General features: G+C 37.0%; 25 protein-coding genes. 14 read left to right on the top strand and 11 right to left on the bottom strand.

Annotated elements, in window-relative coordinates:
* The first annotated feature begins 1 nt into the window (after position 1).
* Positions 2-1,432: an Asp-tRNA(Asn)/Glu-tRNA(Gln) amidotransferase subunit GatB gene (gene gatB, locus ACORJQ_RS11005; RefSeq protein ID WP_321324508.1), complete on the top strand. Its 1,431-nt coding sequence runs from the start codon at positions 2-4 to the stop codon at positions 1,430-1,432.
* 231 nt (positions 1,433-1,663) lie between these two features.
* On the top strand, positions 1,664-2,560 hold the full coding sequence (gene htpX / locus ACORJQ_RS11000; RefSeq protein WP_321324505.1) for a protease HtpX: 897 nt from the start codon (positions 1,664-1,666) through the stop codon (positions 2,558-2,560).
* A gap of 71 nt (positions 2,561-2,631) precedes the next feature.
* On the opposite strand, the gene ACORJQ_RS10995 is transcribed toward htpX, so the two are convergent.
* A complete protein-coding gene (locus ACORJQ_RS10995; protein WP_321324503.1) occupies positions 2,632-3,036 on the bottom strand; it encodes a hypothetical protein in 405 nt (134 codons plus the stop codon).
* Between the two features lie 896 nt (positions 3,037-3,932).
* Between ACORJQ_RS10995 and ACORJQ_RS10990 the strand changes: the two genes are divergently transcribed.
* Positions 3,933-6,551 (top strand): HAMP domain-containing methyl-accepting chemotaxis protein, encoded by a 2,619-nt coding sequence (locus tag ACORJQ_RS10990; protein WP_321324501.1) that lies wholly within the window; start codon positions 3,933-3,935, stop codon positions 6,549-6,551.
* Between the two features lie 289 nt (positions 6,552-6,840).
* On the opposite strand, the gene ACORJQ_RS10985 is transcribed toward ACORJQ_RS10990, so the two are convergent.
* Positions 6,841-7,275 (bottom strand): DUF3465 domain-containing protein, encoded by a 435-nt coding sequence (locus ACORJQ_RS10985; RefSeq protein WP_321324500.1) that lies wholly within the window; start codon positions 7,273-7,275, stop codon positions 6,841-6,843.
* 260 nt (positions 7,276-7,535) lie between these two features.
* Here ACORJQ_RS10985 and pstS point away from each other — a divergent pair, with 260 nt between their 5' ends.
* The 4 genes from pstS to pstB all read left to right on the top strand — a co-directional run bounded on the left by pstS (position 7,536) and on the right by pstB (position 11,440).
* Positions 7,536-8,528, top strand: coding sequence for a phosphate ABC transporter substrate-binding protein PstS (gene pstS, locus ACORJQ_RS10980; protein ID WP_321324498.1), 993 nt, complete (start codon positions 7,536-7,538; stop codon positions 8,526-8,528).
* Between the two features lie 208 nt (positions 8,529-8,736).
* Entirely contained in the window at positions 8,737-9,825 is a 1,089-nt protein-coding gene (gene pstC / locus ACORJQ_RS10975) for a phosphate ABC transporter permease subunit PstC (protein WP_321324496.1), read from the top strand.
* A 2-nt stretch (positions 9,826-9,827) separates the two neighbouring features.
* Positions 9,828-10,637, top strand: a complete 810-nt coding sequence (pstA, locus tag ACORJQ_RS10970) for a phosphate ABC transporter permease PstA (RefSeq protein WP_321324494.1) — start codon at positions 9,828-9,830, stop codon at positions 10,635-10,637.
* Between the two features lie 11 nt (positions 10,638-10,648).
* The gene (gene pstB / locus ACORJQ_RS10965) at positions 10,649-11,440 is read left to right on the top strand and encodes a phosphate ABC transporter ATP-binding protein PstB (RefSeq protein ID WP_321324492.1); all 792 of its coding nucleotides are present in this window, start codon (positions 10,649-10,651) and stop codon (positions 11,438-11,440) included.
* A gap of 205 nt (positions 11,441-11,645) precedes the next feature.
* Here the strand turns inward: pstB and trpB are convergent, their stop codons facing one another.
* The 3 genes from trpB to ACORJQ_RS10950 all read right to left on the bottom strand — a co-directional run bounded on the left by trpB (position 11,646) and on the right by ACORJQ_RS10950 (position 14,343).
* The gene (gene trpB / locus ACORJQ_RS10960; protein ID WP_321324490.1) at positions 11,646-12,842 is read right to left on the bottom strand and encodes a tryptophan synthase subunit beta; all 1,197 of its coding nucleotides are present in this window, start codon (positions 12,840-12,842) and stop codon (positions 11,646-11,648) included.
* A gap of 329 nt (positions 12,843-13,171) precedes the next feature.
* Complete coding sequence (locus ACORJQ_RS10955) at positions 13,172-13,312, bottom strand: hypothetical protein (protein ID WP_321324488.1); 141 nt, start codon at positions 13,310-13,312, stop codon at positions 13,172-13,174.
* A 596-nt stretch (positions 13,313-13,908) separates the two neighbouring features.
* Entirely contained in the window at positions 13,909-14,343 is a 435-nt protein-coding gene (locus ACORJQ_RS10950) for a SufE family protein (RefSeq protein ID WP_321324487.1), read from the bottom strand.
* 162 nt (positions 14,344-14,505) lie between these two features.
* On the opposite strand from ACORJQ_RS10950, the gene ACORJQ_RS10945 reads away from it, so the two are divergent.
* On the top strand, positions 14,506-15,018 hold the full coding sequence (locus ACORJQ_RS10945) for a YbjN domain-containing protein (RefSeq protein ID WP_321324486.1): 513 nt from the start codon (positions 14,506-14,508) through the stop codon (positions 15,016-15,018).
* Positions 15,019-15,043: 25 nt separating this feature from the next.
* On the opposite strand, the gene ACORJQ_RS10940 is transcribed toward ACORJQ_RS10945, so the two are convergent.
* Genes ACORJQ_RS10940 through exbB form a run of 3 tightly spaced genes read right to left on the bottom strand, consistent with a single transcriptional unit; the run spans position 15,044 to position 16,714 of the window.
* A complete protein-coding gene (locus ACORJQ_RS10940; RefSeq protein ID WP_321324485.1) occupies positions 15,044-15,841 on the bottom strand; it encodes an energy transducer TonB in 798 nt (265 codons plus the stop codon).
* Entirely contained in the window at positions 15,838-16,242 is a 405-nt protein-coding gene (locus ACORJQ_RS10935; RefSeq protein WP_321324483.1) for an ExbD/TolR family protein, read from the bottom strand. Before ACORJQ_RS10935 ends, ACORJQ_RS10940 begins: the two co-directional genes overlap by 4 nt.
* Positions 16,243-16,291: 49 nt before the next feature.
* Positions 16,292-16,714 (bottom strand): TonB-system energizer ExbB, encoded by a 423-nt coding sequence (gene exbB / locus ACORJQ_RS10930; protein ID WP_321324482.1) that lies wholly within the window; start codon positions 16,712-16,714, stop codon positions 16,292-16,294.
* 254 nt (positions 16,715-16,968) lie between these two features.
* Between exbB and ACORJQ_RS10925 the strand changes: the two genes are divergently transcribed.
* On the top strand, positions 16,969-17,964 hold the full coding sequence (locus ACORJQ_RS10925) for an MBL fold metallo-hydrolase (RefSeq protein WP_321324481.1): 996 nt from the start codon (positions 16,969-16,971) through the stop codon (positions 17,962-17,964).
* 103 nt (positions 17,965-18,067) lie between these two features.
* Here the strand turns inward: ACORJQ_RS10925 and serB are convergent, their stop codons facing one another.
* Both serB and ACORJQ_RS10915 read right to left on the bottom strand, forming a co-directional pair.
* Entirely contained in the window at positions 18,068-18,913 is an 846-nt protein-coding gene (gene serB / locus ACORJQ_RS10920; protein WP_321324479.1) for a phosphoserine phosphatase SerB, read from the bottom strand.
* Between the two features lie 81 nt (positions 18,914-18,994).
* Positions 18,995-19,393, bottom strand: coding sequence for an RDD family protein (locus tag ACORJQ_RS10915; protein ID WP_321324477.1), 399 nt, complete (start codon positions 19,391-19,393; stop codon positions 18,995-18,997).
* Between the two features lie 115 nt (positions 19,394-19,508).
* On the opposite strand from ACORJQ_RS10915, the gene ACORJQ_RS10910 reads away from it, so the two are divergent.
* A complete protein-coding gene (locus ACORJQ_RS10910) occupies positions 19,509-20,177 on the top strand; it encodes an energy-coupling factor ABC transporter permease (protein WP_321324475.1) in 669 nt (222 codons plus the stop codon).
* Between the two features lie 251 nt (positions 20,178-20,428).
* Here ACORJQ_RS10910 and ACORJQ_RS10905 read toward each other — a convergent pair whose 3' ends face one another.
* Complete coding sequence (locus ACORJQ_RS10905) at positions 20,429-20,758, bottom strand: hypothetical protein (RefSeq protein ID WP_321324473.1); 330 nt, start codon at positions 20,756-20,758, stop codon at positions 20,429-20,431.
* A gap of 354 nt (positions 20,759-21,112) precedes the next feature.
* Between ACORJQ_RS10905 and guaB the strand changes: the two genes are divergently transcribed.
* The 4 genes from guaB (at position 21,113) to cheD (ending at position 25,651) form a co-directional block, all read left to right on the top strand.
* The gene (gene guaB, locus ACORJQ_RS10900; RefSeq protein ID WP_321324471.1) at positions 21,113-22,573 is read left to right on the top strand and encodes an IMP dehydrogenase; all 1,461 of its coding nucleotides are present in this window, start codon (positions 21,113-21,115) and stop codon (positions 22,571-22,573) included.
* 134 nt (positions 22,574-22,707) lie between these two features.
* A complete protein-coding gene (gene guaA, locus ACORJQ_RS10895) occupies positions 22,708-24,288 on the top strand; it encodes a glutamine-hydrolyzing GMP synthase (RefSeq protein ID WP_321324469.1) in 1,581 nt (526 codons plus the stop codon).
* A gap of 81 nt (positions 24,289-24,369) precedes the next feature.
* Positions 24,370-24,900, top strand: a complete 531-nt coding sequence (gene tadA / locus ACORJQ_RS10890; RefSeq protein ID WP_321324468.1) for a tRNA adenosine(34) deaminase TadA — start codon at positions 24,370-24,372, stop codon at positions 24,898-24,900.
* Positions 24,901-25,075: 175 nt separating this feature from the next.
* Complete coding sequence (gene cheD / locus ACORJQ_RS10885) at positions 25,076-25,651, top strand: chemoreceptor glutamine deamidase CheD (RefSeq protein ID WP_321324467.1); 576 nt, start codon at positions 25,076-25,078, stop codon at positions 25,649-25,651.
* Positions 25,652-25,659 lie beyond the last annotated feature (8 nt).

Genomic DNA, 25,659 nt, shown 5'->3' with positions numbered 1-25,659 from the left:
TATGAGTTGGGAAGTTGTAATTGGTTTAGAGATACACGCTCAGTTAACCACCAATACAAAGATATTTTCAGGGTCTTCCATTGCATATGGTGCAGAACCAAATACCCAGGCCTGTAATATTGATTTAGGTATGCCTGGTATGTTGCCAGTGTTAAATGAAGGGGTGATTAATAAATCTATCGCTCTAGGTTTAGCGTTAGATGCAGAGATTGGGCGTAAATCAGTCTTTGACCGTAAAAACTATATGTACCCTGATTTACCTAAAGGTTATCAAACCACACAGTTGGAATTTCCAATCGTAGGTAAAGGTACTTTAGAAATTGAAGTGGATGGGATTAAAAAGGTCATTGGGGTAACTCGTGCCCATTTAGAAGAAGATGCTGGTAAATCAAACCACGGTATTGTGCCGGGTATGAGTGGTATTGACTTAAACCGTGCCGGAACACCTCTATTAGAAATCGTTTCTGATCCTGATATGTCATCAGCAAAAGAAGCGGTGGCTTACGCAAAAAAAATGCACGAGTTGGTTCAATACTTAGGTATTTGTGACGGCAATATGCAAGAAGGTTCTTTCCGTGTCGATTCAAACGTTTCAGTTCGTAAACCTGGTGAACCTCTAGGAACTCGTACCGAATTAAAAAATATCAACTCATTCCGTTTTATTGAAAAAGCGATTGAGTTTGAGATTGAACGTCAAATCGAAGTAATTGAAAACGGCGGGCAAGTAGTTCAAGAAACGCGTCTTTATGACTCAGAAAACGACACCACTCGTTCAATGCGTTCTAAAGAAGAAGCCAATGACTATCGTTATTTTCCATGTCCAGACCTACTGCCTGTCATTATTACTGAAGAAGACATTGACGCGGTTAAAGCAACTATGCCTGAACTACCAGATGCAAAACGTGCTCGTTTTGTTTCGCAGTTTGGCTTAAGTGACTACGATGCTGAAGTGTTAACCAGTTCACGAGATATGGCCGAATTCTTTGAAGCCGTAGTCGCCGCAACGGATTCTAAAGATCCTAAATTGTGTGCAAACTGGATGACATCTGGCTTTGCCGCTGCATTAAACAAAGACGGCCTAACCGTTAAGGATGCGCCAGTCAGTGCTGAAATGTTAGCGGGCATGATTACGCGTTTAATGGATGACACCATTTCAGGTAAAATTGCTAAACAAGTCTTTGAAGCCATGTGGAACGGTGAAGGTACCGCGGATGAAATTATTGAAGCCAAGGGCCTAAAACAAATTACCGATACCGGTGCGATTGAAGCATTGGTTGACGAAGTATTAGCCAATAATCCATCTCAAGTTGAGGCCTATAAAGCCGGCCAAGAGAAGATGATGGGCTATTTTGTTGGTCAAATAATGAAAGCATCAGGCGGTCAAGCCAACCCTGGACAAGTTAATAAAATGTTAAAAGAGAAGTTAAGTTAAACGTTATTGTAATATGACTTAAAACCCATATTAATGATAAGTTTATTTAATGATTTATTCTTTTATTAGCCGTTATTTAAGCCAAATTTAAGATTACCAGGCCTGGTAATCTTAAAATAATGTGAATTTTATTTAAAAACCAATAATAAAACTTGAAAGGTTATAAAAAATCCTTATATTGGTAATTAAGCAAAATATTAAATACCACACAACACTTCTAAGGAGAAAATAATGAAGCGTATTGGTTTATTTTTACTAATGAATATTGCGGTCATTGCCGTGGCAATGTTAGTAATGAACATCTTGGGTGTAGGCAACTATATGCAAGGTACCAGCCTTAACTTAAGCAACTTGTTTATGTTTGCATTAATCTTTGGTTTCGCGGGTTCTTTTATCTCTTTGGCTATGTCAAAGTGGTTGGCAAAAATGTCAACAGGTGCCCAAGTTATCACTGAACCACGTAATGCAGATGAAAAATGGTTACTAGACACCGTTGCAAAACAAGCACAAAAAGCGGGTGTTAAAACTCCAGAAGTGGCTATTTACGACTCACCAGAGCCAAATGCTTTTGCTACTGGTATGACAAAAAACAGCTCAATGGTCGCGGTTTCAACTGGTCTATTACGTAGCATGCGTCAAAACGAAGTAGAAGCGGTTCTTGGTCACGAGATGGCTCACGTTGCAAACGGTGACATGGTAACCATGGCTCTTTTACAAGGTGTTTTAAACACGTTCATTATCTTCTTCGCTAAAATCGTAGCGTATGTGGTTGACCGTGTTGTGCTTAAAAACGAATCTGAAGGCCACAGTATTGCATTTATCGTGGTAGATATTGTTGCTCAAATCCTATTCGGTATTTTAGCAAGTATTATCGCTATGGCGTTCTCTCGTTACCGTGAGTTCCATGCCGATAACGGTGGGGCTTACCTAGCTGGTAAAGAGAACATGATTGCGGCATTACGTCGTTTACAGACAATGCAGCCTGGTGAATTACCAGACCAAATGGCCGCTTTTGGTATCTCAGCTAAAAAGTCGTCTTTCGGTGATTTATTCAAGTCTCACCCAGACTTAGAAGACCGTATTGCACGTCTAGAAGCAACACCACAAGAGCAGTTAAAAGTCGCTTAATTTAGCCGCTTTATAATGCTTAATTAAAAGCCCCGCTTAGGATTTCCTAGCGGGGCTTTTTTGTAAGGAAATTATTGCTTATTTTCTTCTTTTCTTTCAAAAATATAAAAATATATGAAAAAGGAGACTTGAAAAATAAATATAGAAATTAAAAATTGTTTAAAGTTTAGTGTATATATATATGTCAGTAATAGGCTTGGATAAGTGATGATTGAGCTGGCAAACAAAGCCATTAAAACCCCGTTTGCCCCTTCTGTTATTGGATCTTTATGAGAGTAAATAAGTACAATATTTAATATGACAATTGGAATGGTCAGAGATAGTGAAAATAGTATTAACTTGGAAGTGTCTAGCAGAGTGATAAATTCTGGTTTAAATAAATAGAGCATTAAAAACCCTGGCGATAGCATTCCAAAAAAACCAAACATTCCACTTAGTACTTGAATGTAAGTTAAGTCTTTAACGTCTTTAATCATTTTAATTCCCTTTAAGAAAACTATAAATTTACGTATTTTGATTGTATTTTATAGTTTTAAGGGGTATCAAAATGTATATTTTTTTACATGTTTTGAATAATTAGGGAGTTATATAGATTCGCCACAAATTAATCGGTTCACACTCGATTGATTTTTATATGATTGAGAAGCCTCTTTAATCTTTAAAGGCCTTTATTTTCGTGGCTCTGGCTTCCCGTCACTTTATTTGCTTGTCCAAATAAAGTAACCAAACAAAAGACACCCCGCTGACGCAATCGATTTTACTAAGCTTGTCTGCTGAAGTTTGTGAACTCGCTTCGCTCAAGCAGCACAAACTTTTAACCGCATCCTTCACTAGCGCCCAACGGAAGTGCCCTTGGGGTATAAAAGAGCGATTTCTTACAGAGGGGAGGCTTTTTCTACGCTAATTCCGTATTTCTATCTTATGTATCTTCTTATGCTGTGGCTTTTTACCAGGCCTGGTAAATCCAATTTCTATTCGGTATAGCCAACCACAAACGCCAAATACGCGCCCTGAAAGAAGTGCCCTTGGGGTATAAAAGAGCGATTTCTTACAGAGGGGAGGTTTTTTTACGTTAATTCCGTATTTCTATTGTTCACATATTCTTGTGCTGTAATTTTTACCAGGCCTGGTATGCCTTGTGAACGACCATACATTGTGGGCGTAGGGCAATAAAATCAATTTTATTTTTAAAAATAAACACTTATCGTCATTCTGGTATTGAAGTCTTAAATGTTTAATTATTTATAGATGTTTTCATCCTGTACGTTGCTATTACTCTAATAAGAATTGGTCTGCTAGTTGCTATGAGAGTATCAATTTTTTAAAAGTAAACTTAAGTGGCAGTGGTTGCCGTGCCGTACAGGATGTAATTATGTTTAAGACAATTAAGTCAAAATTGGTTGGTGGTTTTTCTTTAATCACTGTGTTGATAGTGTTGGTTGCCATTTTTAGTGTCGTTAAAATCAATGAGTCGAGTAATGGTTTTACGGATTATAGGGGGATGGCTAAGACTTCGCTTCTAGCAAGTGGAATTCAGACGAATATGTTAATGGTGCGTATGAATGTTAAGGATTATTTAATTCACCCTGTTCAGAAAGAGGTTGATGAATTTCAGACATATTACGATAAAACGTCAAAGTTGATTGTTGATGCAAAAAAGATGATTCAGGAACCTAAAGTAGCAACCATGATTGGAGATGTTTCAAAAGGATTTGCCGACTATAAGGCTGACTTTGAAGAGGTTCAACAGCTTATGCAACAGCGTAATGAGATTGTGAAAAATGGTTTGAATCTCATTGGTCCAAAGATGGAAAAATCTTTAACCTCTGTGATGCGAGAAGAGGTCAAACTTGGCGATTTTGAGATTGTCACTAATTCAGCTGAAGCGGTAAGAACACTTATGATGGCAAGGTTATATACCGTTAAGTTTATGGAAAATAATGAACAAAGTGCTATGAATAAAGTGCTAGAAGAGTTTGATAATTTGAATAGCCAGATATGGACTCTAAAATCTATGGTTAATTCAGAAAAGCTGACAGATGAATTGCAGCTTGTATCTGAAGATATCGTTGAATACAAAGAAAAGGTAGAACAACTCTATAAAGTTGTTAATGATCGTAATGACATTGTGACGAAAAAGTTAAATGTGGTTGGACCACAAATTGCCAAATTAGCAGATGACATTAAATCTTCAATGAAGGCTGAGCAAGATCGTATTGGGCCTGAAGTTCAGGAAAATAACAAGAATATTATAATTGCTATGATGGTTTCATCTGCTGTTGTGGCGTTAATTGCTATTCTTATTGCACTTTTCTTACCTCGCTCAATTGCTCGTGGCTTAGCAAGTATCCAAAATGCATTAAATAATATCAGTACGACAGGTGATTTTAGTATTAGAGCCGATGCCAGCAAAGAAGATGAAGTTGGAGATATGGGTCGAGCGGTTAATAGCTTGTTAGTTGATATGCAAAAAGCGATTGGTGAGTCTAATGAAGTGATTGTTGCTATATCAAAAGGAGATTTTTCAAAACGTATTGCCTCTGATTTAAATGGTGACTTGAATACCTTAAAGCAAGGTATAAATGGTTCAGCCGATTCTATTGATGACACTATGACTCAGTTAGCTCATGTCATGACAGCAATGAGTAAAGGTGAGTTTGATGTGTCAATTAATAGCACCAATGTTGAAGGTAAGTTTTTAGAAATGGTGCAAAGTTCTAGTTTAACGTTGAAAACGTTGAATGAAACAATCAGTGATATTATCAATATCATGACTCGCATGGAGAATGGTGATTTTGATCAAAGAGTTACGGTTGAAGCACACGGGGATTTGTTGAAGTTGAAATCAGGTGTAAATAACTCGATGGATTCTATTGAGGCGGCAATGTCAGATATCATTCGCATTGTTGTGGCTCAATCAGAGGGTGATTTAACGCAAACCATCACGGCAAGTTATCACGGTCAGCTAGATACCCTGAAGCAAGCGATTAATACGAGTGTTGCCAGATTATCTGATGTGGTCGCTAAGGCCTTAGATGCAACTAATATTCTGAGCAGTGCTGCAGATGAAGTGTCGAAAGGTGCTTTAGACTTGAGTCAGCGAGTACAAGAACAGGCTGCTGCTTTGGAAGAGACTTCTGCAACCATGGATGAAATGAATTCGGCTGTTCAGGGTAATACGGATAATGCACAAGAAGCGAGTGAAGTCGCCCAAGACGTGCAATCTAAGGCCAATACTGGTGTTTCAGTTATGAATCAGACCATTGAAGCGATGGATTCGATTCAAGAGTCGAGTCACAAGATTAATGAGATTGTCTCTTTAATTGATGGGATTGCATTCCAGACTAACTTGCTAGCACTTAACGCGGCGGTTGAAGCGGCCAGAGCAGGTGAACATGGTCGAGGTTTTGCCGTTGTGGCGGGTGAAGTTCGTGCACTTGCTCAAAAATCTGCAGAAGCTGCAAAAGATATTAAAACTCTTATTGAAGAAAGTGTTAAACGCATTGATGATGGTACTCAATTGGCAAGTGAGTCGGGCAAAATGCTAGGCGAAATTAATACTTCAATTGAAACGGTAAGCCAGATGATTAAGCATATCGCTGAGGCATCGGGTGAGCAAGCAACTGGTGTAAGCCAGGTTCATCAAGCGATTAGTCAGATTGATGAGGTAACGCAACAAAATGCGGCATTGGTTGAAGAAACCTCAGCGGCTTCAGCGAGTATGAACGACCAAGCTAATCTGCTAAGTCAAGAGATGGCATTCTTCCATATCGGAGCACAAAATAATGCTTTTAAGGCTCCTTCTGTTCTCAATACGTCAGCAGAGAGTATCTCAAGTTCTACTCAGGTTAGTTCTCAAAAATCGGATAAAGCTGCTTCAGAACCAAAAAAAGAGATGAAAAATGAGCAAAAGCAGACGTCATCAGACACTGTTGAAACCTATAAAAGTAAAGAGACTGGTAGCAACGGTGATGAATGGCAAGACTTTTAAAATAACTAAAAACCAATTGAGATATTAAGGCAGAATAAAGCTGATTCACTTCAATGAAGTCTTTCTCAATAGGTTACAAAAGTTTTCGTGTTCAACGATTAATATAAATTTACCAGGCCTGGTAGATTTAAGACACAAAAAATCTTAATGAAATGCACCCTAAAAGTTGGAGATAATATCCAGCGGATTAAGGTGCATTTTTTACGTTAATTCCGTAATTCTATTGTCCACGCCTTCTCGTGATGTAAATTTAAGTTTTACCAGGCCTGGTAGTTCTATTTTTATACGCTTACTGAAAAGTTTTACCTTGATGTTTAAGCCAACCATTTATGTGTCGGCCTCTTGGGTCATGATGTGTCCAGTGTATTACGCCGCCTTTAGAATTCCATTCGTATTCGCCATAAAAACTAACCGTATCACCTTTTTTAAGCCTGTTGATGCGTGGCGCTAAATCGATATTATGGGCAATCAGTAAAGTTTGACCAGAAGAAAGTCTGATTATAAATCTTTGATGTTGGCTTCCATTAGTATCGTCGGCCAAGATTTTAATGACCTTGCCAGAACCTTGAACTTGAATATCGCTTTGTTGGTTTTTAAAGGCATGAGTGATTGCTTGGTTATGGGTTATGTTTTGATCTGCATAGGCTTGGAATAAACTATGGGTGTTATTGGACAGCCCGTAGAGTGTAAAACTGATAACAATAAGGGTAAGTAATTTTTTCATAATAGTTCCTGGCTAGGACGGGCATTGATCTGTTCAGAGTATAGTTTTATAGGTAAGCCTGTCTAGGCTGATTATAATAAAGAGAATTCTTAATTATACTAATTTAAACAATTAGTTAGTGTTCTTGTCGTTTGTTAAATAAAAGTGTAATAAAAGTGTAGTAAAGATTACAGATGCGTTTGTTAATATTTTTTAGGTCGAGTTTGCTGGCGTAGTGATGTTGGCAGATACCTCAACTACATTCTTATCTGGAGATAAACGTGAAAAAAATATTAGCAGTTGCAGCTTTAGCCGCAAGTATGTCAACATCAGCCTTTGCTTCTACCATTGAAGGAACTGGTGCATCTTTTCCATATCCTGTTTATAAAGCATGGATTTCTGATTACTACAATGCAACAGGCAATAAGGTTAATTATTCGCCAACTGGTTCTGGTACTGGTATTAAAGAGATTAGTGCTCGCCATGTAGATTTTGGTGGGTCTGATAAGCCTTTAAAACCATCGGTCTTAAAAAAATCTGGTCTTTATATGTTCCCAACTGTAGTGGGAGCAATTACGTTCTCTTATAACCTACCTGGTGTAAGTGACCTAAAATTGTCTGAAAAAGCAATTTCTGGAATTGTTATGGGTGATATTAAATACTGGGATGACGCTATTTTAAAGCAAGATAACCCAGAAGCTAAATTACCGCATGAAAAAATTCTTTTTGTTCACCGTTCTGATAAGTCTGGTACTACATTTAACTTTACTTACTACCTATCAAAAATGAACAAAACTTGGAATAAAGAGTTTGGTGCTAAAAAAGCGATTAACTGGCCAATGGAAAATCGTGTAGCTGGTAAGGGTAACTTTGGTGTTTCTACTGCAATTGAAACCAATAAATACTCTATCGGTTATGTTGATTATGCTGATGCTAAGAAAAACGGCTTACAAATGGCAACTGTTCAAGGTAATGGCGGTAAATTCTATGCTCCAACTACCGAGAACTTTGTTGCAGCAGCAGGGCATGCGACTTTAGATCCTAAGAAAGATTTCTATTCAATCATCGCTTATCCAGAAAGTGCTTACCCAATGGTAGCGGCAACGTTTATTTTGTTACCGAATGATTCTAAGAAAAACAAAGAAGTAACTAACTTCTTTGATTATTCTTACAAGCATGGTGATAAAGCCGCTTCTGATTTAGGTTATGTTCCTTTACCAGAAAGCGTTAAAGAAAAAATTCGTGGTTATTGGTCTGATAAAGGCGCTAAATAATAACGGTTAAAGTATTTAAATGCGGTGTTAAATGCACCGCATTTAGTGCTTTTATAAAAAAGACGTAAAAGAGAATTTATGCTTTTTTATAAAAGTTCTTTAATACTTTTTTAAATGCATTTAAATATGGCCTTTTATATTGGCTTTATCTTGTTATCCTCCGTGTTTATAGATTTTTATATTCCATTTGAGTTTTTGTAGGGTTGGTATGGAAAAAATATTTGCAAGACTGTCACAGGTAAGTGCAAGCCTAGTTTTTGTTGTGCTGATTGCAACATTGGTAACACTTTATATCTCAGCAAAGCCTGCAATTGAAGCTTTTGGTGTACATTTCCTTTTTGACTCTCGCTGGGGCGTTGATGTGGCAAATGAAACTATGCCAGATGATAGCGTGCAAGAAAACTCAGTTTTAACTCAAAAGTCTACAACAGGTTCCGCTGAGAGCTCTAGCTCGGCTGATGAAGACCTAGATGGCGGTATAAATGTAGGTGATGAAGACCTAGATGGTGGTATAAATGTTGGGGACGATGATATTAATGTTGGCGATGATGACATTAATGTGCCTGACGATGATATTAACTCTGATAGTGGAGATGAAGCAAATTCAACACATACAGAGGTTTTTGGTGGTGCTGTTGCGATTGTTGGTACGGTTTTTTCAACCATTATTGCTTTACTGTTTGCGATACCTTTAGCGATGGGAATTGCCATCTTCTTGTCTGAAATAGCTCATCCTCTCATAGCTAAACCCGTTGGAATTGCCATTGAGTTGTTGGCAGCCATTCCTAGTATTATTTATGGTATGTGGGGCTTGTTTTATTTTGGCCCATTTATCGCCTCAATTTTTGGTGGGCATTCTGTTTCATTGTTGGTTGCTGGATTAGTACTTGGCGTAATGGTTATCCCTTTTATGGCAGCGTTAAGCCGTGATGCTATTAATACTACCCCAGATGTATTAAAAGAAGCGGCTTACTCGGTAGGGGCAACTAAGTTTGAAGTCATTAAAGATGTCATTTTCCCTTATGCCAAAGCAGGGATTATTGGTTCAATCATTATCTCTTTAGGTCGAGCGATTGGTGAAACAATGGCGGTGGCATTTGTCATTGGTGGTGTATTTGAGTATGCGAGCTCCGTCACTGATCCTACCAACTCAATTCCAGTGGTGCTGGCAAATAGTTTCTCTGAATCAAGTGGTGTAAGTTTGGCCTCGTTATTCTATTTATCCTTAATATTGTTTGTAGTAAGTTTTATTGTCATTTTTACCGCCAAACACTATTTCTTAAGAAGAGGTAAATAAGCATGAGACTTTGGATTAATAAAATTGTGCTTGGGTTGTCTACTTTAGCGGCGTTGATTGGGTTGTTATTTCTTGGTTGGATCTTAGCTACCTTGATTATTAAAGGCTCTCACGCACTTTCACCTTATATTTTTACCCACGATTTAATCAATAACGGTATTCGAAACTTATTGTTTGGTCAGTTTATGATGGCGGGTTTGGCAACATTAATTGGTATTCCAATTGGGATTATGGCGGGGATTTATTTGCAGGAATACAGTAACGGCAGTAAATATGCCGATTTTATTCGTGATTTATCAGACGTTATGATGTCTGCACCATCTATTGTTATTGGTACTTTTGTTTATGCCATTATGGTTGTACCAATTGGTCATACTGCTGGTTGGGCTGGTGTGTTTGCTTTATTTGTGATGATGTTACCTATTGTGGTGCGTGCTACCGACGATATGTTAAGCCTTGTGCCAACCGAGTTAAGAGAAGCAGGTATTGCGATTGGAGCTTCAAAATATCATGTAACGGTTCATATTATTTTACGAGCGGCTAAGGTGGGTATTGTAACCGGACTTATTTTGGCATTTGCCCGTGTAGTTGGTGAAACAGCTCCACTTTTATATACCAGTGGTTCAAGTGTGTATTGGTCAACAGATTTGTCAGATACCTTTCCTTCGATTACTGTTTCTATTTATAACCTAGCTACCATGCCAGACGACAAAATGGTTGATCTTGCTTGGGCGGCTGCTCTTGTTTTAACTTTCTTTGTATTAATACTGAACCTTTTAGGTCGGTATGTTATTAGAGAAAAGCATCATTAAAAGGTTTTAGTGTGAAAGATATTGCCAATATTATGGAAATTCAGGATTTCAGTTTTACTTACCCTAAAACTGAAACACCTTCTTTAAACAAAATAAATTTACCGATAAAAGAGAACCATATTACGGCTTTGATTGGGCCAAGTGGTTGTGGTAAATCTACTTTGTTACGAGCAATGAATAGAATTCATGATTTATATCCTGGTTGTACCTATGAAGGGGCAATTAAGCTAAAGAACCGTGATCAATCTGTTAGCGATATATTAAATATTAAGAAAGAGAATGAATTTATAGCTTTGCGTCAACGTGTGGGTATGATTTTTCAAAAACCGACTCCGTTTCCAATGACCATTTATGAAAACATCGCTTATGGTTTGCGTATTGCAGGTACTAAAAACAAAGCAGATATTGATAATATTATTGAGCAATCTTTGCGTGATGCGGTGTTATGGGATGAGGTAAAAGACCGATTGCATAAAGACGCACGCGGTTTGTCAGGTGGTCAGCAACAACGTTTGTGCATTACGCGTGTTGTCGCTTTAAAACCTGATTTAATGTTGTTTGATGAACCTACTTCGGCACTTGATCCGATATCTACTCTGGCCATTGAAGAGATGCTTTTTGGTTTAAAAGAAAAATACAGCATTGCAATTGTTACTCACAATATGCAGCAAGCTGCACGTATTTCTGACTACACTGCTTTTATGTATTTGGGTGATCTAATTGAATTTAATAGTACTGATAAGATGTTTACCAATCCAAAAGAAAGACAAACAGAGAACTACATTACTGGTAAGTTTGGTTAGAAGATTTAGAAGATATAATCCCGCCTTTAAACGGCATTTTAAAATTTGATTTATTTTGTTAGGCATAATATCAGTTGATAAAAGCTCAACTGATTTTATGCCGTTAAGTTTGTTTTTGTTAAATATTAGTTTGTTAAATATTAATTAGTTAATATTATTAGTTAATATTTTCTTAGTCAAACTGCTATATTCAGGTGAGCGTTCACTATTCACCTGTGCCAAAGTTTTCGGCAACATAATCAATATCTTTATCACCACGACCTGATAGGTTAATCAAAATAGTACTACCAGGGTTAGCTTTACCGTGTTTCATGGCCCATGCAACCGCATGAGAGCTCTCTAAAGCTGGAATAATACCTTCCATACGTGAAAGCTTGTAAAAAGCATCTAAAGTCTCATCATCAGTCACCGCGTGATAATTTACTTTGCCCATCGTTTTTAGGTAAGAATGCTCTGGACCAACGCCAGGATAATCTAAACCAGAAGCGATTGAATGAACGGGAGCAGGGTTGCCGTCTTCGTCTTCTAGTAATAAGCATTTAAAGCCGTGAATCATACCTGGCTTACCGTATGTCATGGTAGCTGAGTGCTCACCAAGATTGGTGCCACGACCTAATGGTTCAACACCATTTAGACTAACACCTTCATCTTCTATAAATCCGGCAAACATGCCCATGGCATTAGAACCTCCGCCCACACATGCACCGACTTGATCAGGCAATTCCCCCGTCATTTCTAAAAACTGTTCACGTGCTTCATGGCCTACAACTGATTGAAAGTTACGCACCATCATTGGAAAAGGGTGTGGCCCAACAACAGAACCAATGGCAAACAAAGCCGTATCTGCTTGAGGAACATAAGAGTCAAAGGCTGAATCAACGGCTTCCTTTAAGCTACGTCCGCCAAAAGAGACTGGTACAACTTTAGCACCAAGTAGCTTCATACGAGTAACATTAGGAGCTTCTTTGGCAATATCAATTTCACCCATGTGAATTTCACACTCCATTCCAAAATAAGCAGCGGCTGTGGCTAATGCTACACCATGCTGTCCAGCACCTGTTTCTGCAATAAGTTTGGTTTTACCCATGTGTTTTGCTAATAAGGCTTCAGCCATGCAGTGGTTAAGTTTGTGAGCTCCAGAGTGATTTAAGTCTTCACGCTTTAAGTAGATATGTGCACCACATTCCTTACTTAGGTTATGTGCATAGTAAACAGGAGTTGGACGGCCTTGGTAGTGTTTACGAATGTACTTAAGTTCATTTATAAAGTCAGCCGATCGACCTAATTCCATATAGGCTTTATTAATCTCTTCAAAATGTGGAATCAAAACTGGCGGTAAAAAGGCACCACCAAAATCCCCAAAAAAACCTTCTTGGTTAGGAAAACTTTTTAAATAAGACATTCGTTTTTCTCCTCTGTATTTTTAATAACGAACATAAAGTTTACTTAGGATACACATAAATCAATCTGAGTAAAAGGGAGTTACAAGCAGTAAGTTTATTTTATTTTTATAGAGATAAATAAGAAATTAATAAGCGGGTTGTGCTTATAAAGATGATTAATATTTCGATGTTTTAGTTTGACTGGGTTTGAAGAAATAAATGATTCTATCTTCTGGATAGCAAATTAAAGATACTGAAAAGGTTTGATTTTAAAACGGACGTTATATGGCTAAAGAATAAAATTCTAAAGCCATATCAAGGAGTACTGGTATTTGATTTAAGGGATAACTTAAACAGCACTACCAATAGATAAAGATAGTGAACTATAAATTAAACTTAATACGGCCATAGGAAGGCCAGTTGATAAAAGTTTAACTGGTACAAATCCACCCATAGGGTTTTTGTCTTTTTGTTTATTGCGACTGAACATGATAATTATTCCTTATGCACTTATAAAATTAATTGATTCATGATTAGTATAAGGTTTTTCTATGATATATCAAGTTTTTTTATGAAAGCAATAAAAAATTTAGTGATGTCTAAATTGTTGTATTTGAATGCATTTTTACAGGTTGTTTGATTTTATTAATAATGAGAAGCTAGATTCTTTTCAAGAAGTCACAGAAAAATGTATGTTTTTTGGGGTTGTTTTAATCATGTTGAATTTAAAAAAAAGAAAATGTATAAGGTATCAATTAGATTACAAGTTAGAAATTATTAAAAGTAAACAATAGTCTTTTATCGTTTTACCAGGCCTGGTAAATTATCAAAAAACATGAGTTGTTTTTGCAGTTCTAAATTTAAGATTGGTATGAGTTGACGATTGAAGGAAATTAAGTTGAAAAAAGCGATTGGAGAGATATAAGTCGATTTCAATAGATTGAGTTTCTATATATAAAAGACTAAAGACTAAAAACTAAACACTAAAAACCCCAATTAAGGGGTGTTAGGCAAGCAGGCAGTTTTAAAACAATTGACGTTTATTAGTCATATTAGGTTAGCTACCCTTCAAGGCGACTAAAAATATTACGCAATACGGCTTTTACCTTCTGCTTGAATACGTTTAATCATGTGATAAAGCCCAGTTGATCGGTTTGGTGAGAGTTGTTGTAATAAACCGATTTTACCTAAAAACTCTAACGGAGCTGTAGCGACTTCTTGCGGGGTTCTGCCATTGTAAATTTTGAGCAGTAGAGCAATTAATCCTGACACTATGGCAGCATCACTTTTAGCTTGCATAAATAAGTGACCATCTTTCTCTTCAATATGAATCCATACTTGAGATTGGCAACCATGAATACGATTCGCTTCTGTTTGATAGCTATCATCTAATTGCTGAAGTTGTTTACCCATATCAATAAGATATTTGTAGCGGTCTTTTGGGTTTTCAAAGTGCATAAAACGTTTAGTTAAATCTGCTTGCACTTCTTCTATGCTTTTTTCAGGAACAGTGTAGTCCACAAGAAAATCCTTTATATTTTTAATGCGGCATAGTTTACCAAATTATATGGTCTTTGTATTTGCCACAAAAAATCGTGTTTTATTGTTAGCAATAAAAAGGCAAATACAGTAATCTAAATTACAATTTTTTATTCTAAAAATTCATTATTAAGGTTTACGAATTTGAAACAGTGGTTACTTGGTTTTACATTTCTTGGGTATTTTTTCTTTACACAACAAAGCATGGCTATGCAGTTGCATGGTGAAAAAGCTTTATCATTGCCGCTATACAAACCAAGCAAAACTGGGGTAATGAAAACGTTGGATAAAATGAATATTAAATACGTTGTAGATAACGAGGGGGACTTGGTTTATACCATGAATAAAAAGGGTTGGACGGGTTATGTTATTTTTAGTATGGCAGGTAAAAATAAGAATTTATGGAGTTTGCAAATGCGTACCCAATTTGCAACTAAAGCCAGTTATTACGACGATTTACTAGAGTTTACCAATAATTGGAATGCAACCCATAAAATGCCTAAGATAGCCATGAGAAACCGCGGCAAAATGGTATTAAGTTTTAATTATCCAGTGCAGTATGGTTTTAATCCTAAAGAGTTTAAGTTTAATGTATTTAACCTATTTAACCGAACAGCAGAAGAAATTGGGGCTGAAATTAATTCTATGCGTCGTTAGTCTTTAATTAGTGATTGTTAATTAGTTATTCTAAATGGTAACTTACAGGCACTTTAATAGGCCACTTTTTACGGTTAATCTCTTTGGGAAACGGCTTAAAATAATGAGCCATCTTAACCTGAAATATCTCTAATGCAGCTTGATCTAAAATGCTTCTGCCAGAAGTTTCTATAATGGTTAACCCAGTAATTCTGCCATCGGGTAATAGGTTAAACTCAATAATTACATCTCCTTGCCATTGACGTCTTTTTGCTCTTTTTGGGTAGGTATCCTGAGCATAAGCCATAATTTTTTGTCTTAGATCATGTAAATAAACCTGTTCTGCATTAGCTACTTGTTGAGAGCTGTACGCAGGTTTGGGTTTGACTACAGGTTTAGGTTCTTGTGGTTTTACTACCGGTTTATGGGGCTCTATTTTAGCAGTCGTGTTTTCAATGGGTTTGGGCTGTTGTTTTTTTGGCTCAATTTTTTTAGGTTTCTTTTTTACAACCTTTTTTATCTCTTTTACAGGTTTCTTGATAGGTTTAGGCTTGGGAATCGGTTTCGGTTCTGGCTTGGGTTCAGGCTTAGGTTCCGGTTTAACCTCTTCAACAACAGGTTTGGTTACCGGTTCTGATATTGGTTCAGGTTCAGCTGTTTCAATGGGTGGTTTTTCTTTAATGGTTGGTTCAGAAAACATGGCTAAAGTAACAGGTACTTGGCTTAGTTTTGGGTCAATACTTTCTTTTAAGGGAGTTATTGTCCACAACCAATAACCTACTGCGAATAATAGGCTGTATATAATGACGGCAAGAATAAAAGAGAGAGTAGATAAAGGCTTCATTCACTTTGCGATTTAGTGAGAATAGTAAGGTTGTTGAGTTCATGACCTTTTAGGGCATCAACTAAAGAGACAAAAGTGCCAAAGTCAGCTTTTTTATCGACTTGTAGGGTAATAGCTTGTTCACTATTTAGGGTCTGTAAAAAAGCCTTTATGCTGTCTATATTTTGAGGTTTTTCGTCAACAAAATATTCATTGTGTTCATTAATTGAAAAATGAATTGGTTTTTCATCTTCTTGCGGAACATAGCTTTGGGTATTGGAGGTCTCAGGCAGTTCAATATTTAAATTGTCTTTTACAATAAAACTTGCTGTCATCAGCACAATGGCCAAAAGCACTAACATAACGTCAATCAACGGTATGACGTTCATGTTTTCGAAACGTTTTGGTCCAGAATCCATCATAATTTTTCTCTGCTTACTCTATTTACTTAACTAATAAATTACTAATGAATTACTGGTTTTGAGAACGATACAGTGCTTTGAGTACATCTACTTTTCTAAGTAAAGCACTGTAGGCAATGATCGCGGGTATGGCAATGGCAATACCTGCTGCAGTGGCTTTAAGTGCCAGTGCCAGCCCTGTCATAATTGACCCCGTATCGAGTGATTGGTTTTGGCCCATGTCGTAAAAAGTGATTAAGATTCCTACCACGGTTCCTAATAGACCAACAAACGGTGAGTTTGATCCAATAATAGACAAAATGGTTAAATTGCGGGTTAAGTCAATATTAAGAAGTTCGCTGTCTTGATACTCTTGAAGATTAATTGAACGATAGAACAGCACGCGTTCAATAGTTACCCATAAAGCAAGAAAACCCATGGTGCCTAAAATCCCAAAAACGGCGAAGTCTAGATAGGTTTTTAGTATTTCCATTTTGCTGTTTATCCTTGCGTAGAGTTATTTTTTAATGCTTGATTTGGTTGCTTATTTTAATACTTTATTCGTATAGATACTTAAGAAAGTATTAAGGTAGAACATGGTTATGTCTTGAGCATATTATAAAGCGAATGCAAGATCCTTTAGTACCTAACTATGGTTAAATCATATTTATTTACTGAATAATGGTAAAATTAGAATGATTATTTATGTGAATAAATAGATTGAATTTTTAACGAGTAGAGGTAACTATGAAACGTCGTGATCTTTTAAAATCTGCTTTAGGATTATCTGTTGGTTTAGCAGGTATGTCGGCATTAAATCCATTGTATGCAATGGATGATATGGCTTTTAAAGGGCCAGCAGTACCTGATATTGATGCGGTCAAAGTTTCTGAGCGTTGCTATATGATTCCAGCATTAGGGGCTCACCCAACACCTGAAAACTTTGGGATGTTTAGTAATCCAGGTTTTGTGGTAACGTCTGATGGTGTTGTGGTTGTTGATACTGGGAGCTCGGTACAAATTGGGGAGATGGTTTTACGCCAAATTAAAAAAGTCACTGATAAGCCAGTCGTAAAAGTAATCAATACACACTTCCACGGTGATCATTGGTTAGGTAATCATGCTTTTGTTGCGGCTAACCCTAATGTAGAAATTATCTCGCACCCAGAATGTTTGAAAACTTTAAAAAATGGAGCTGATAAATTTTGGTTTGATTTTATGCAACAAAATACCAATAACAAGATTACTGGTACAGTTGTGACCTTGCCTAATAAGATGGTCAATGGCGGAGAGGAGTTTACTGTAGGTGATACTACATTCAAAATTCACCACTATGGTCAAATGCATACGGTGTCTGATATTGCAGTAGAAGTGGTTAATGATAAAACTGTTTACACTGGTGATATGGTTATGCGTCGTGTTGCTAATATGGAAGATGGATCTTACCTAGGAAGTATTAAAGGGTTACAAGCTCTTGCTGACTTAAACTTTACGCACTACATTCCGATGCACGGTAAAGCAGATAATGTTCAGTTAATTAACGAGGGTAAAGAGTTCTTAGAAACGATTTATACCAATGTTGAAACTTTATATGATGAAGGGCTGTCTGATTTTGAAATGAAACCTATTATTATGGATAAGCCATTTATGAAAAATGTGGCGAGCCAATGGCCTGGTTATGAATCGGCTATTGGTAAGTTTATTGTAGTGGCGATTGCTGAAGTAGAGAGAAACATGTTCTAAACCGTTATGCTCTCCACTAAACCCTTTTTACGGGGTCAAAAAAACCGAGTTTAACTCGGTTTTTTTATTTCTTTTGAATTTGTTTTTTTAAACCTACAAACGATTATTTACCATCAATGAAGTCTAGAATGGCATCTAACCCTGCATGGTTTAATGCTATATTGGCTTGTTGTTGCACAGTAGGCTTAGCATGATACGCCACTGACAATCCAGCTTCTTTCATCATCGTTAAGTCGTTAGCTCCATCACCAATAGCAATAACTTGATTGGGTTGAATATTAAGTTCTTTACACAGTTCGTGTAAAAAATCAGCCTTGGCTTGAGCACCGATGATATTGCCAACAACCTTACCTGTTAGTTCACCATTTTCTTGGTCGAGCACATTGGCACGAGTAAAGTCTAAGTTATATTCTTTTTTAAGGCGATCAGTAAAAAATGTAAAACCACCAGAAACCAGGGCAAACTTAATGCCATGATCATGTAGCCCTAATACACATTTCTCTGCTCCAGGGTTGAGTCTTAAACGATCGCTATAGACATATTGCAGTGCACTTGTGTCTAAGCCTTTTAATAAAGCAACACGTTTGATTAATGACTCTTCAAAATTAAGCTCACCGCGCATAGCCGCTTCTGTAATGGCTGATACTTCTGGCTTAACATTTATGTAGTCAGCAATCTCATCAATACATTCGATGCTAATGAAGGTTGAGTCCATATCGCTAATAACCAGTTTAATTTCTTTGGGATTAAAATTTTCTGGCAAAGTGCTAATGTCTACTTGGATTTCATTGGATAGGTTTCGTACTGATTCAGTGGTTAGAGTTTGTTCAAGTTCAATACGAAAATGGTTATTAATTTTAGTCGGTTTACCTTGTTGACCATATGTGCGTTCAATGACTTTAATCTGTTCAAAGTTTAGGGTGTTGCTATGAATAATTAGAGTGGTCATTTGAAATCCTATAAAAATGTATGAATGCTAGAGGCGATATTTTTGGTTTTGGGTGACTTGAGAAGGTCTAGTTGAGTTTAATTATGTATATTCAACAGGAACTATTTTAGTCTTTGCAAAACGATCCTGCAAAAGTTGTTGTTTGGGTAAGAATAAACCAATCCAGCCTACCAAAAAAAATACGACAGTAAATACAAACCGTAAGTTTGCATTGTAGCGAGAGAGTGGAGTGTTATCTGCGTTTACAATCTTTATTTTCCAGGTTCTTAAACCAGGGGTTTGTCCAGATTGTGTCCAGAAATAAGTTAAATAGACGTAAGTTATGCCTAAAATGTATATTTGAAACGCAAATACAGCAGCTTGGTTTTCTTCAAATGATTTGCCTTGCCATAAAACAAATGGGATTGCAAAAACAAACCAAATTGCAACCAGCAAAATTAAGTCATAAAGATTGGCAAAAAGTATTTTAAATCCACTCATTTCTGTAAAGGCTTATAATTAGAGTTATTAAAAAATTGACTTGTATTGTACACGTTTCAATTGGGTTAATAATAGCCATTAACATTGTTTAAAAAGTTCAAAAGAGGGAAAAAATTTGAATTTAATTGCAGATAGTCTTGGATTAGGAACCCTCGTTGGGGGGTGGGTATTATTTGTACTGATATTAATTTGGGCGTTAAAAACCGCACCTTGGCATAAAGTTGATGGTGATAGAGGAGCACAACATGTCTTATTAGGCATGGCTGTTATTGTTTTTTTTATTTGGCAAGTAGGGGCCAGTATTGACAACGGTATTACCTTCCATTTTCTATTAATGACCTTAATGACAATGATGTTTGGCCCACAGTTTGCCATTTTAGCGATGTTATTAGCCTTAATTGGTGTGGTATTTGAATCTGATTTGGGTTGGCTAGCTCTTGGGATTAATGCTGTACTAATGGGGGTTGTGCCCATAATGGTTTCTTGGTTCATGTATAGAATTGGTGCTAAGTTTTTAGAACCCAATTTTTTTGTATATCTTTTTTACAATGGCTTTTTGTCTGCGGCCGTGGGGATTGTGATCTCTTTAGGTCTAAGTACCTTGGTTATGCTGGTCAATGATGTGCATACAATGAGTGTTTTGAAGCAGAGTTTTATCGTTTATATTCCCTTAATGGCCACACCTGAAGGCTTTGTAAACGGTATGTTATTGGCTGCAATGATCTTATTAAAGCCACAATGGGTTGCGACATTTCATGATTCCAACTACATTAATGGTAAATAAAAAACGGTAAATCAAAAACGGTAAATCAAATAGATGATAAAAAAGATGTTTGCAAAATGGCTTAGAGCTTAGAGCTTAGAGCTTAGAGCTTAGAGCTTAGAAGCTTGGTCATAGGGCATGCCAGGCCTGGTAATTTTAATGAATTGGTTTTAATTTAAGCATATCTAAAAATTGTAGATATAAAAAAACCGATGTTCTATAAAGAGACATCGGTTTACAGAAATGTAACTTAATCTAATTTAAAAAAAAGATTATTTTTCCCAGCCCGCTTTTAGGCCTTTCCAAGATTCCATTTGAGCTACTTCAGCATTTGCAGTTTTATACGCTTCTTTAGCGTATTTCATTGCTGTAGCATCATCACCCTTAGCTTTAGCTGCTTCAGCTTTATCTAAATAAGTATCAAAATAAGGCTTCTTCATTTTTTTCTGCTTCCAAACATCGTTAACAGCTACAGCTTTAGCGTGAGCTGCTTTAGCACTATCAACAATATCGGCATAGCTAGTTGGCGTTGTTTCATTAGCAGTACAACCACCCATACCAAGTGCTGTTACAAGTGCTGTTCCGATTAATAATTTTTTCATTGGGTATATCCTCCAGATTTACGAGCTTTTAGCTTAAATAAGCTTTATATATTTTTTATATATTTTATTTTGTCGCAATCATTGTAATCGCTATTGACAGAATGTTAAAGCTTAATACGAACACTTTTTTTGCTGTTTTCGCATAGATGCATACGTTATTAAGTTTACCCCGGTCGTGTCAATCTTTATAATACCCAATATTGGATGAAAATAACGTTATTTTTCTATTATTATTGTGGCTTAAAACGCTGTAACTAATTGAAATTTAATGGAGTTAACTTTTTAGTAAAGTTTTTCGGTTCTTTTTAGAAAAATAACTGATTAGCCTATAAGTTTTATATAAGGTAGAAAAAAATGAGAATTTTGCAAGATGCATTAACTTTTGATGATGTTTTATTGGTTCCAGCACACTCTACAGTGTTACCAAAAGATGTCTCATTAAAAACTAAATTAACAAAAGAAATATCTTTAAATATTCCATTTGTTTCTGCTGCAATGGATACAGTTACAGAAGCACGTTTGGCGATTTCTATGGCTCAAGAAGGCGGAATCGGTATTATTCATAAAAACATGACAGTAGCAGAACAGGCTCATGTTGTGAGTAAAGTTAAAAAATATGAACACGGTGTGATTTTAGAGCCAATCACTGTTCAGCAATCAGATTCGGTTGAAGATGCGATTAAAAAGACAAAAAGTAATCGTGTATCAAGTGCCCCTGTTATGGATGGTGACGATTTAGTTGGAATTGTAACTAGCCGTGATATTCGTTTTGTAACGGATATGTCTCAGCCAGTTTCAAAAATCATGACGCCAAAAGACAAACTAGTAACGGTTAAAGAAAAAGAAGACCCAGAAGTAGTTTTAGGACTTTTACATGATCACCGCATTGAGCGTGTTTTAGTGGTAAACGATGATTTTCGTCTTAAAGGCATGATTACCGTATCAGATATGATGAAGAAATCTGATCACCCAAATGCGTGTAAAGATGATGAAGGTCGTTTACGTGTTGGTGCGGCAGTAGGTACGGGTGCAGAAACAGAAGAACGTGTAGCTGCATTAGTTAAAGCCGGTGTAGATGTTATTATTGTTGATACCGCTCATGGTCATTCACAAGGGGTTCTAGACCGTGTTGCTTGGGTTAAACAAAATTACCCACAAGTTCAAGTCATTGGTGGAAACATTGCAACAGGTGAAGCGGCTTTAGATTTAGTTGCTGCGGGTGCAGATGGCGTTAAAGTTGGTATTGGTCCAGGTTCTATTTGTACTACTCGTATTGTTGCTGGTGTGGGTGTACCTCAAATTACAGCTATTTCAAATGTAGCTAAAGCATTAGAAGGAACTGGAGTTCCTTTAATTGCAGATGGTGGGTTGCGTTTTTCAGGTGATGTAGCTAAAGCAATTGTTGCTGGTGCATCTGCTTGTATGATTGGTTCTATGTTTGCAGGTACAGAAGAGTCTCCTGGTGAAATCGAATATTTACAAGGCCGTGCTTATAAGTCATACCGCGGTATGGGATCTTTAGGTGCAATGGCACAGCCTTCTGGATCGAGTGACCGTTATTTCCAGGCTTCAAACGCAGAAGATAAACTTGTACCAGAAGGGATTGAAGGTCGCGTTGCTTACAAAGGTCCGTTGGCTCCAATCATTCACCAACTAGTTGGTGGTGTTCGTTCTAGTATGGGTTACACTGGATGTAAAGACATTGCAACTATGAATACTAAGCCTTCATTCGTTAAGGTAACTTCAGCGGGTATGGCAGAAAGTCATGTTCACGATGTCACCATTACAAAAGAAGCACCTAACTACCGTTTATAATTTGAATGCCACGTATTTAGGCATTTAAATGGGTATTATTATTCTTTTAGAGACAGAATAAACCTTCAAGGCTTTTACGGGATAGCTGTAAAAGCCTTCTGTCTTTATAAAAACTGTACAGATTTGGAAAATTTATGACACAAGCAAATATTCATGACCATCGCATTCTTATCCTTGATTTTGGTTCACAGTACACGCAGTTAATTGCTCGTCGTATTCGAGAAATAGGGGTATATTGCGAAGTAGAGCCATGGGACATTGAGCCTAAAGATGTAGAAGCGTTTGGTGCTCGCGGGATCATTCTTTCTGGTGGCCCTGAGACAGTTATTGGTGATGATGCTCCATCAGCACCAGAAATTGTTTTTAATTTAAATGTGCCTGTTTTAGGTATTTGCTACGGCATGCAAACTATGGCTCAGCAGTTAGGTGGGCAGGTTATTAATGCTAATGAACATGAATATGGTTACGCTAAAGTGCGTGCTCATGGTCATACTAAATTGCTTGTGGATATTGAAGACGAAGTCACCCCTGAAGGGTTTGGCATGTTAGATGTTTGGATGTCTCATGGTGACCGTGTTGATGCTATGCCTGACGGTTTTAAATTAATGGCTAGCACGCCAAGCTGTCCAATTGCTGGTATGGCAAATGAAAGCAAAAACTTCTACGGTATTCAGTTTCACCCTGAGGTGACGCACACCAAACAAGGTATGCGTATGATTGAACGTTTTGTGGTTGATCTTTGTGGCTGTCAAAAATTATGGACAACTGAAAATATCATTGATGACAGTATTGCTCGTGTTCGTGAACAAGTCGGTACAGATCAAGTAATGTTAGGCCTTTCTGGTGGTGTAGATTCATCTGTTGTTGCTGCTTTATTGCATAAAGCCATTGGTGACCAGCTAACGTGTGTGTTTGTCGATCACGGCTTACTGCGTTACAAAGAAGGTGATCAGGTCATGGCCATGTTTGCCGAAAACATGGGTATTAAAGTGATTAGAGCTGATGTTGAAGATCGTTTTATGAACGCTCTAGCAGGTGAAGTTGATCCAGAGAAAAAACGTAAAATTATTGGCCGAGAATTTATTGAAGTTTTTGATGAAGAGTCAGCCAAGCTAAAAGGTGTTAAGTGGTTAGCTCAAGGTACAATTTATCCAGATGTAATTGAATCAGCGGGTTCAAAAACAGGCAAGGCTAAAGTCATTAAGTCTCACCACAACGTAGGTGGTTTACCAGAAGATATGGAAATGTCTTTAATTGAACCTTTACGAGAGTTATTTAAAGATGAAGTGCGTAAGTTAGGCGTGGCGTTAGGGTTACCTTATAATATGGTTTATCGTCATCCTTTCCCAGGTCCAGGCTTGGGTGTTCGTATTTTGGGTGAAGTGAAAAAAGAGTATGCTGACATCTTACGTTTAGCAGATAACATTTATATCGAAGAATTGATTAAATGGGATTTATACGACAAAACTTCACAAGCATTCACTGTATTCTTACCTGTTAAATCAGTAGGTGTGGTAGGTGATGCACGTCGTTACGATTATGTGGTAGCTTTACGTGCTGTTGAGACAATCGACTTTATGACTGCTCGCTGGGCACATTTACCGTACGATTTCCTAGAGCATGTTTCAGGACGTATTATCAATGAGATCCCTCGTATTTCGCGTGTCACTTACGATATTTCAAGTAAACCACCAGCAACCATTGAGTGGGAATAAATCATAAACCTGTTTGAATAGTAAAAAGGCCTTATATTAAATAAGGCCTTTTTTTTACAAAAAATAATGTTGAGTACGTAAATGGCTAAAAAAGTAGAATGTCCAAAAGGCTTAAGCCAAGAAGAGCAAGATGAATTTTGGATAAATTACGCACAAAAAGTGGCGGCGAAAGCTGAAAAAATTGGTGAAGTTCCAGTAGGAGCATTAGTAGTATTAGACAATCAATTGATAGCTGAAGGTTGGAATCAATCTATTACCCAAAATGACCCAACGGCTCATGCGGAAGTTATCGCTTTAAAAAAAGCGGGTAAAATATTAAATAATTACCGTTTAATAGATACAACACTTTATGTTTCTTTAGAGCCTTGTGCCATGTGTGCCGGAGCGATGGTTCATGCAAGAGTTAAAAGGGTAGTTTTTGGTGCCTATGATCAAAAAACGGGTGCAGCAGGAAGTGTGTTTAATTTGGTTGATGCTTCACAATTAAATCATCAGTTGCTAATTACGGGCGGTGTTAATCAAGAGGCTTGTTCTCAGCAAATTAGCCGCTTTTTTCAAAACCGTCGTGAGGCTAAAAAACGTGAAAAAATGGATAAAAAATTAATTAATTAATAAGGTTAGAAGTAAAAAACCTTACTATTCTCTATTAACTGGCTTGGCTATTGCTTAATGATTCTAGAAATTTGTAATTGACTATTTATATAGTCATTTTTTTCAAGAAGCTTAACGTAGTCTTTTGAAAAAATATTGACCTATAACCTAGGCCACCAAAAATTTTAATTTAAATATGAAAAAAAACGTTGACCCCGCAGAGGGCATAAACACCATTAACATATTGCCTGGTGAGTTTTACGTGACCAGAGAGAACGAACGAATTGAGACAATTCTAGGTTCTTGTATTTCTGCTTGTGTTAGGGATCCTATTGCGGGTGTAGGTGGTATGAATCACTTTATGCTCCCGGTAAATAAAAATACCAATAGTGGTAATGAGTTGTCAGATGCCAATCGGTATGGCAACTTTGCAATGGAAAACTTAGTCAATTCTTTGTTAAGTGCCGGAGCAAGAAGAGAGCGTTTAGAATTTAAAATTTTTGGCGGTGGTCGAATCATGAGTTCGATGACTAACGTGGGTTGGTACAATATTGGCTTTGTATTTGATTATATTTACACTGAAGGCTTTAAGGTGGTATCACAAGACATTGGAGATATCTATCCAAGAAAAGTCTTGTACTATCCTTTAAGTGGACGAGTTCGTGTAAGAAGATTAAATGCGATGCACAATCAGACATTAGCTGATGAAGAAAGTCGCTATATAAATAATATTGAATCTAAGCCTGTTGAAGGCGATGTAGAACTTTTCTGAGGAAATTG

The sequence above is a fragment of the Thiomicrorhabdus sp. genome, assembly GCF_963662555.1.
Taxonomy (GTDB): Bacteria; Pseudomonadota; Gammaproteobacteria; order Thiomicrospirales; family Thiomicrospiraceae; genus Thiomicrorhabdus.
The sequence above is the reverse complement of the archived record's forward strand: the minus strand, read 5'-3'. Positions and strand labels throughout refer to the sequence as shown.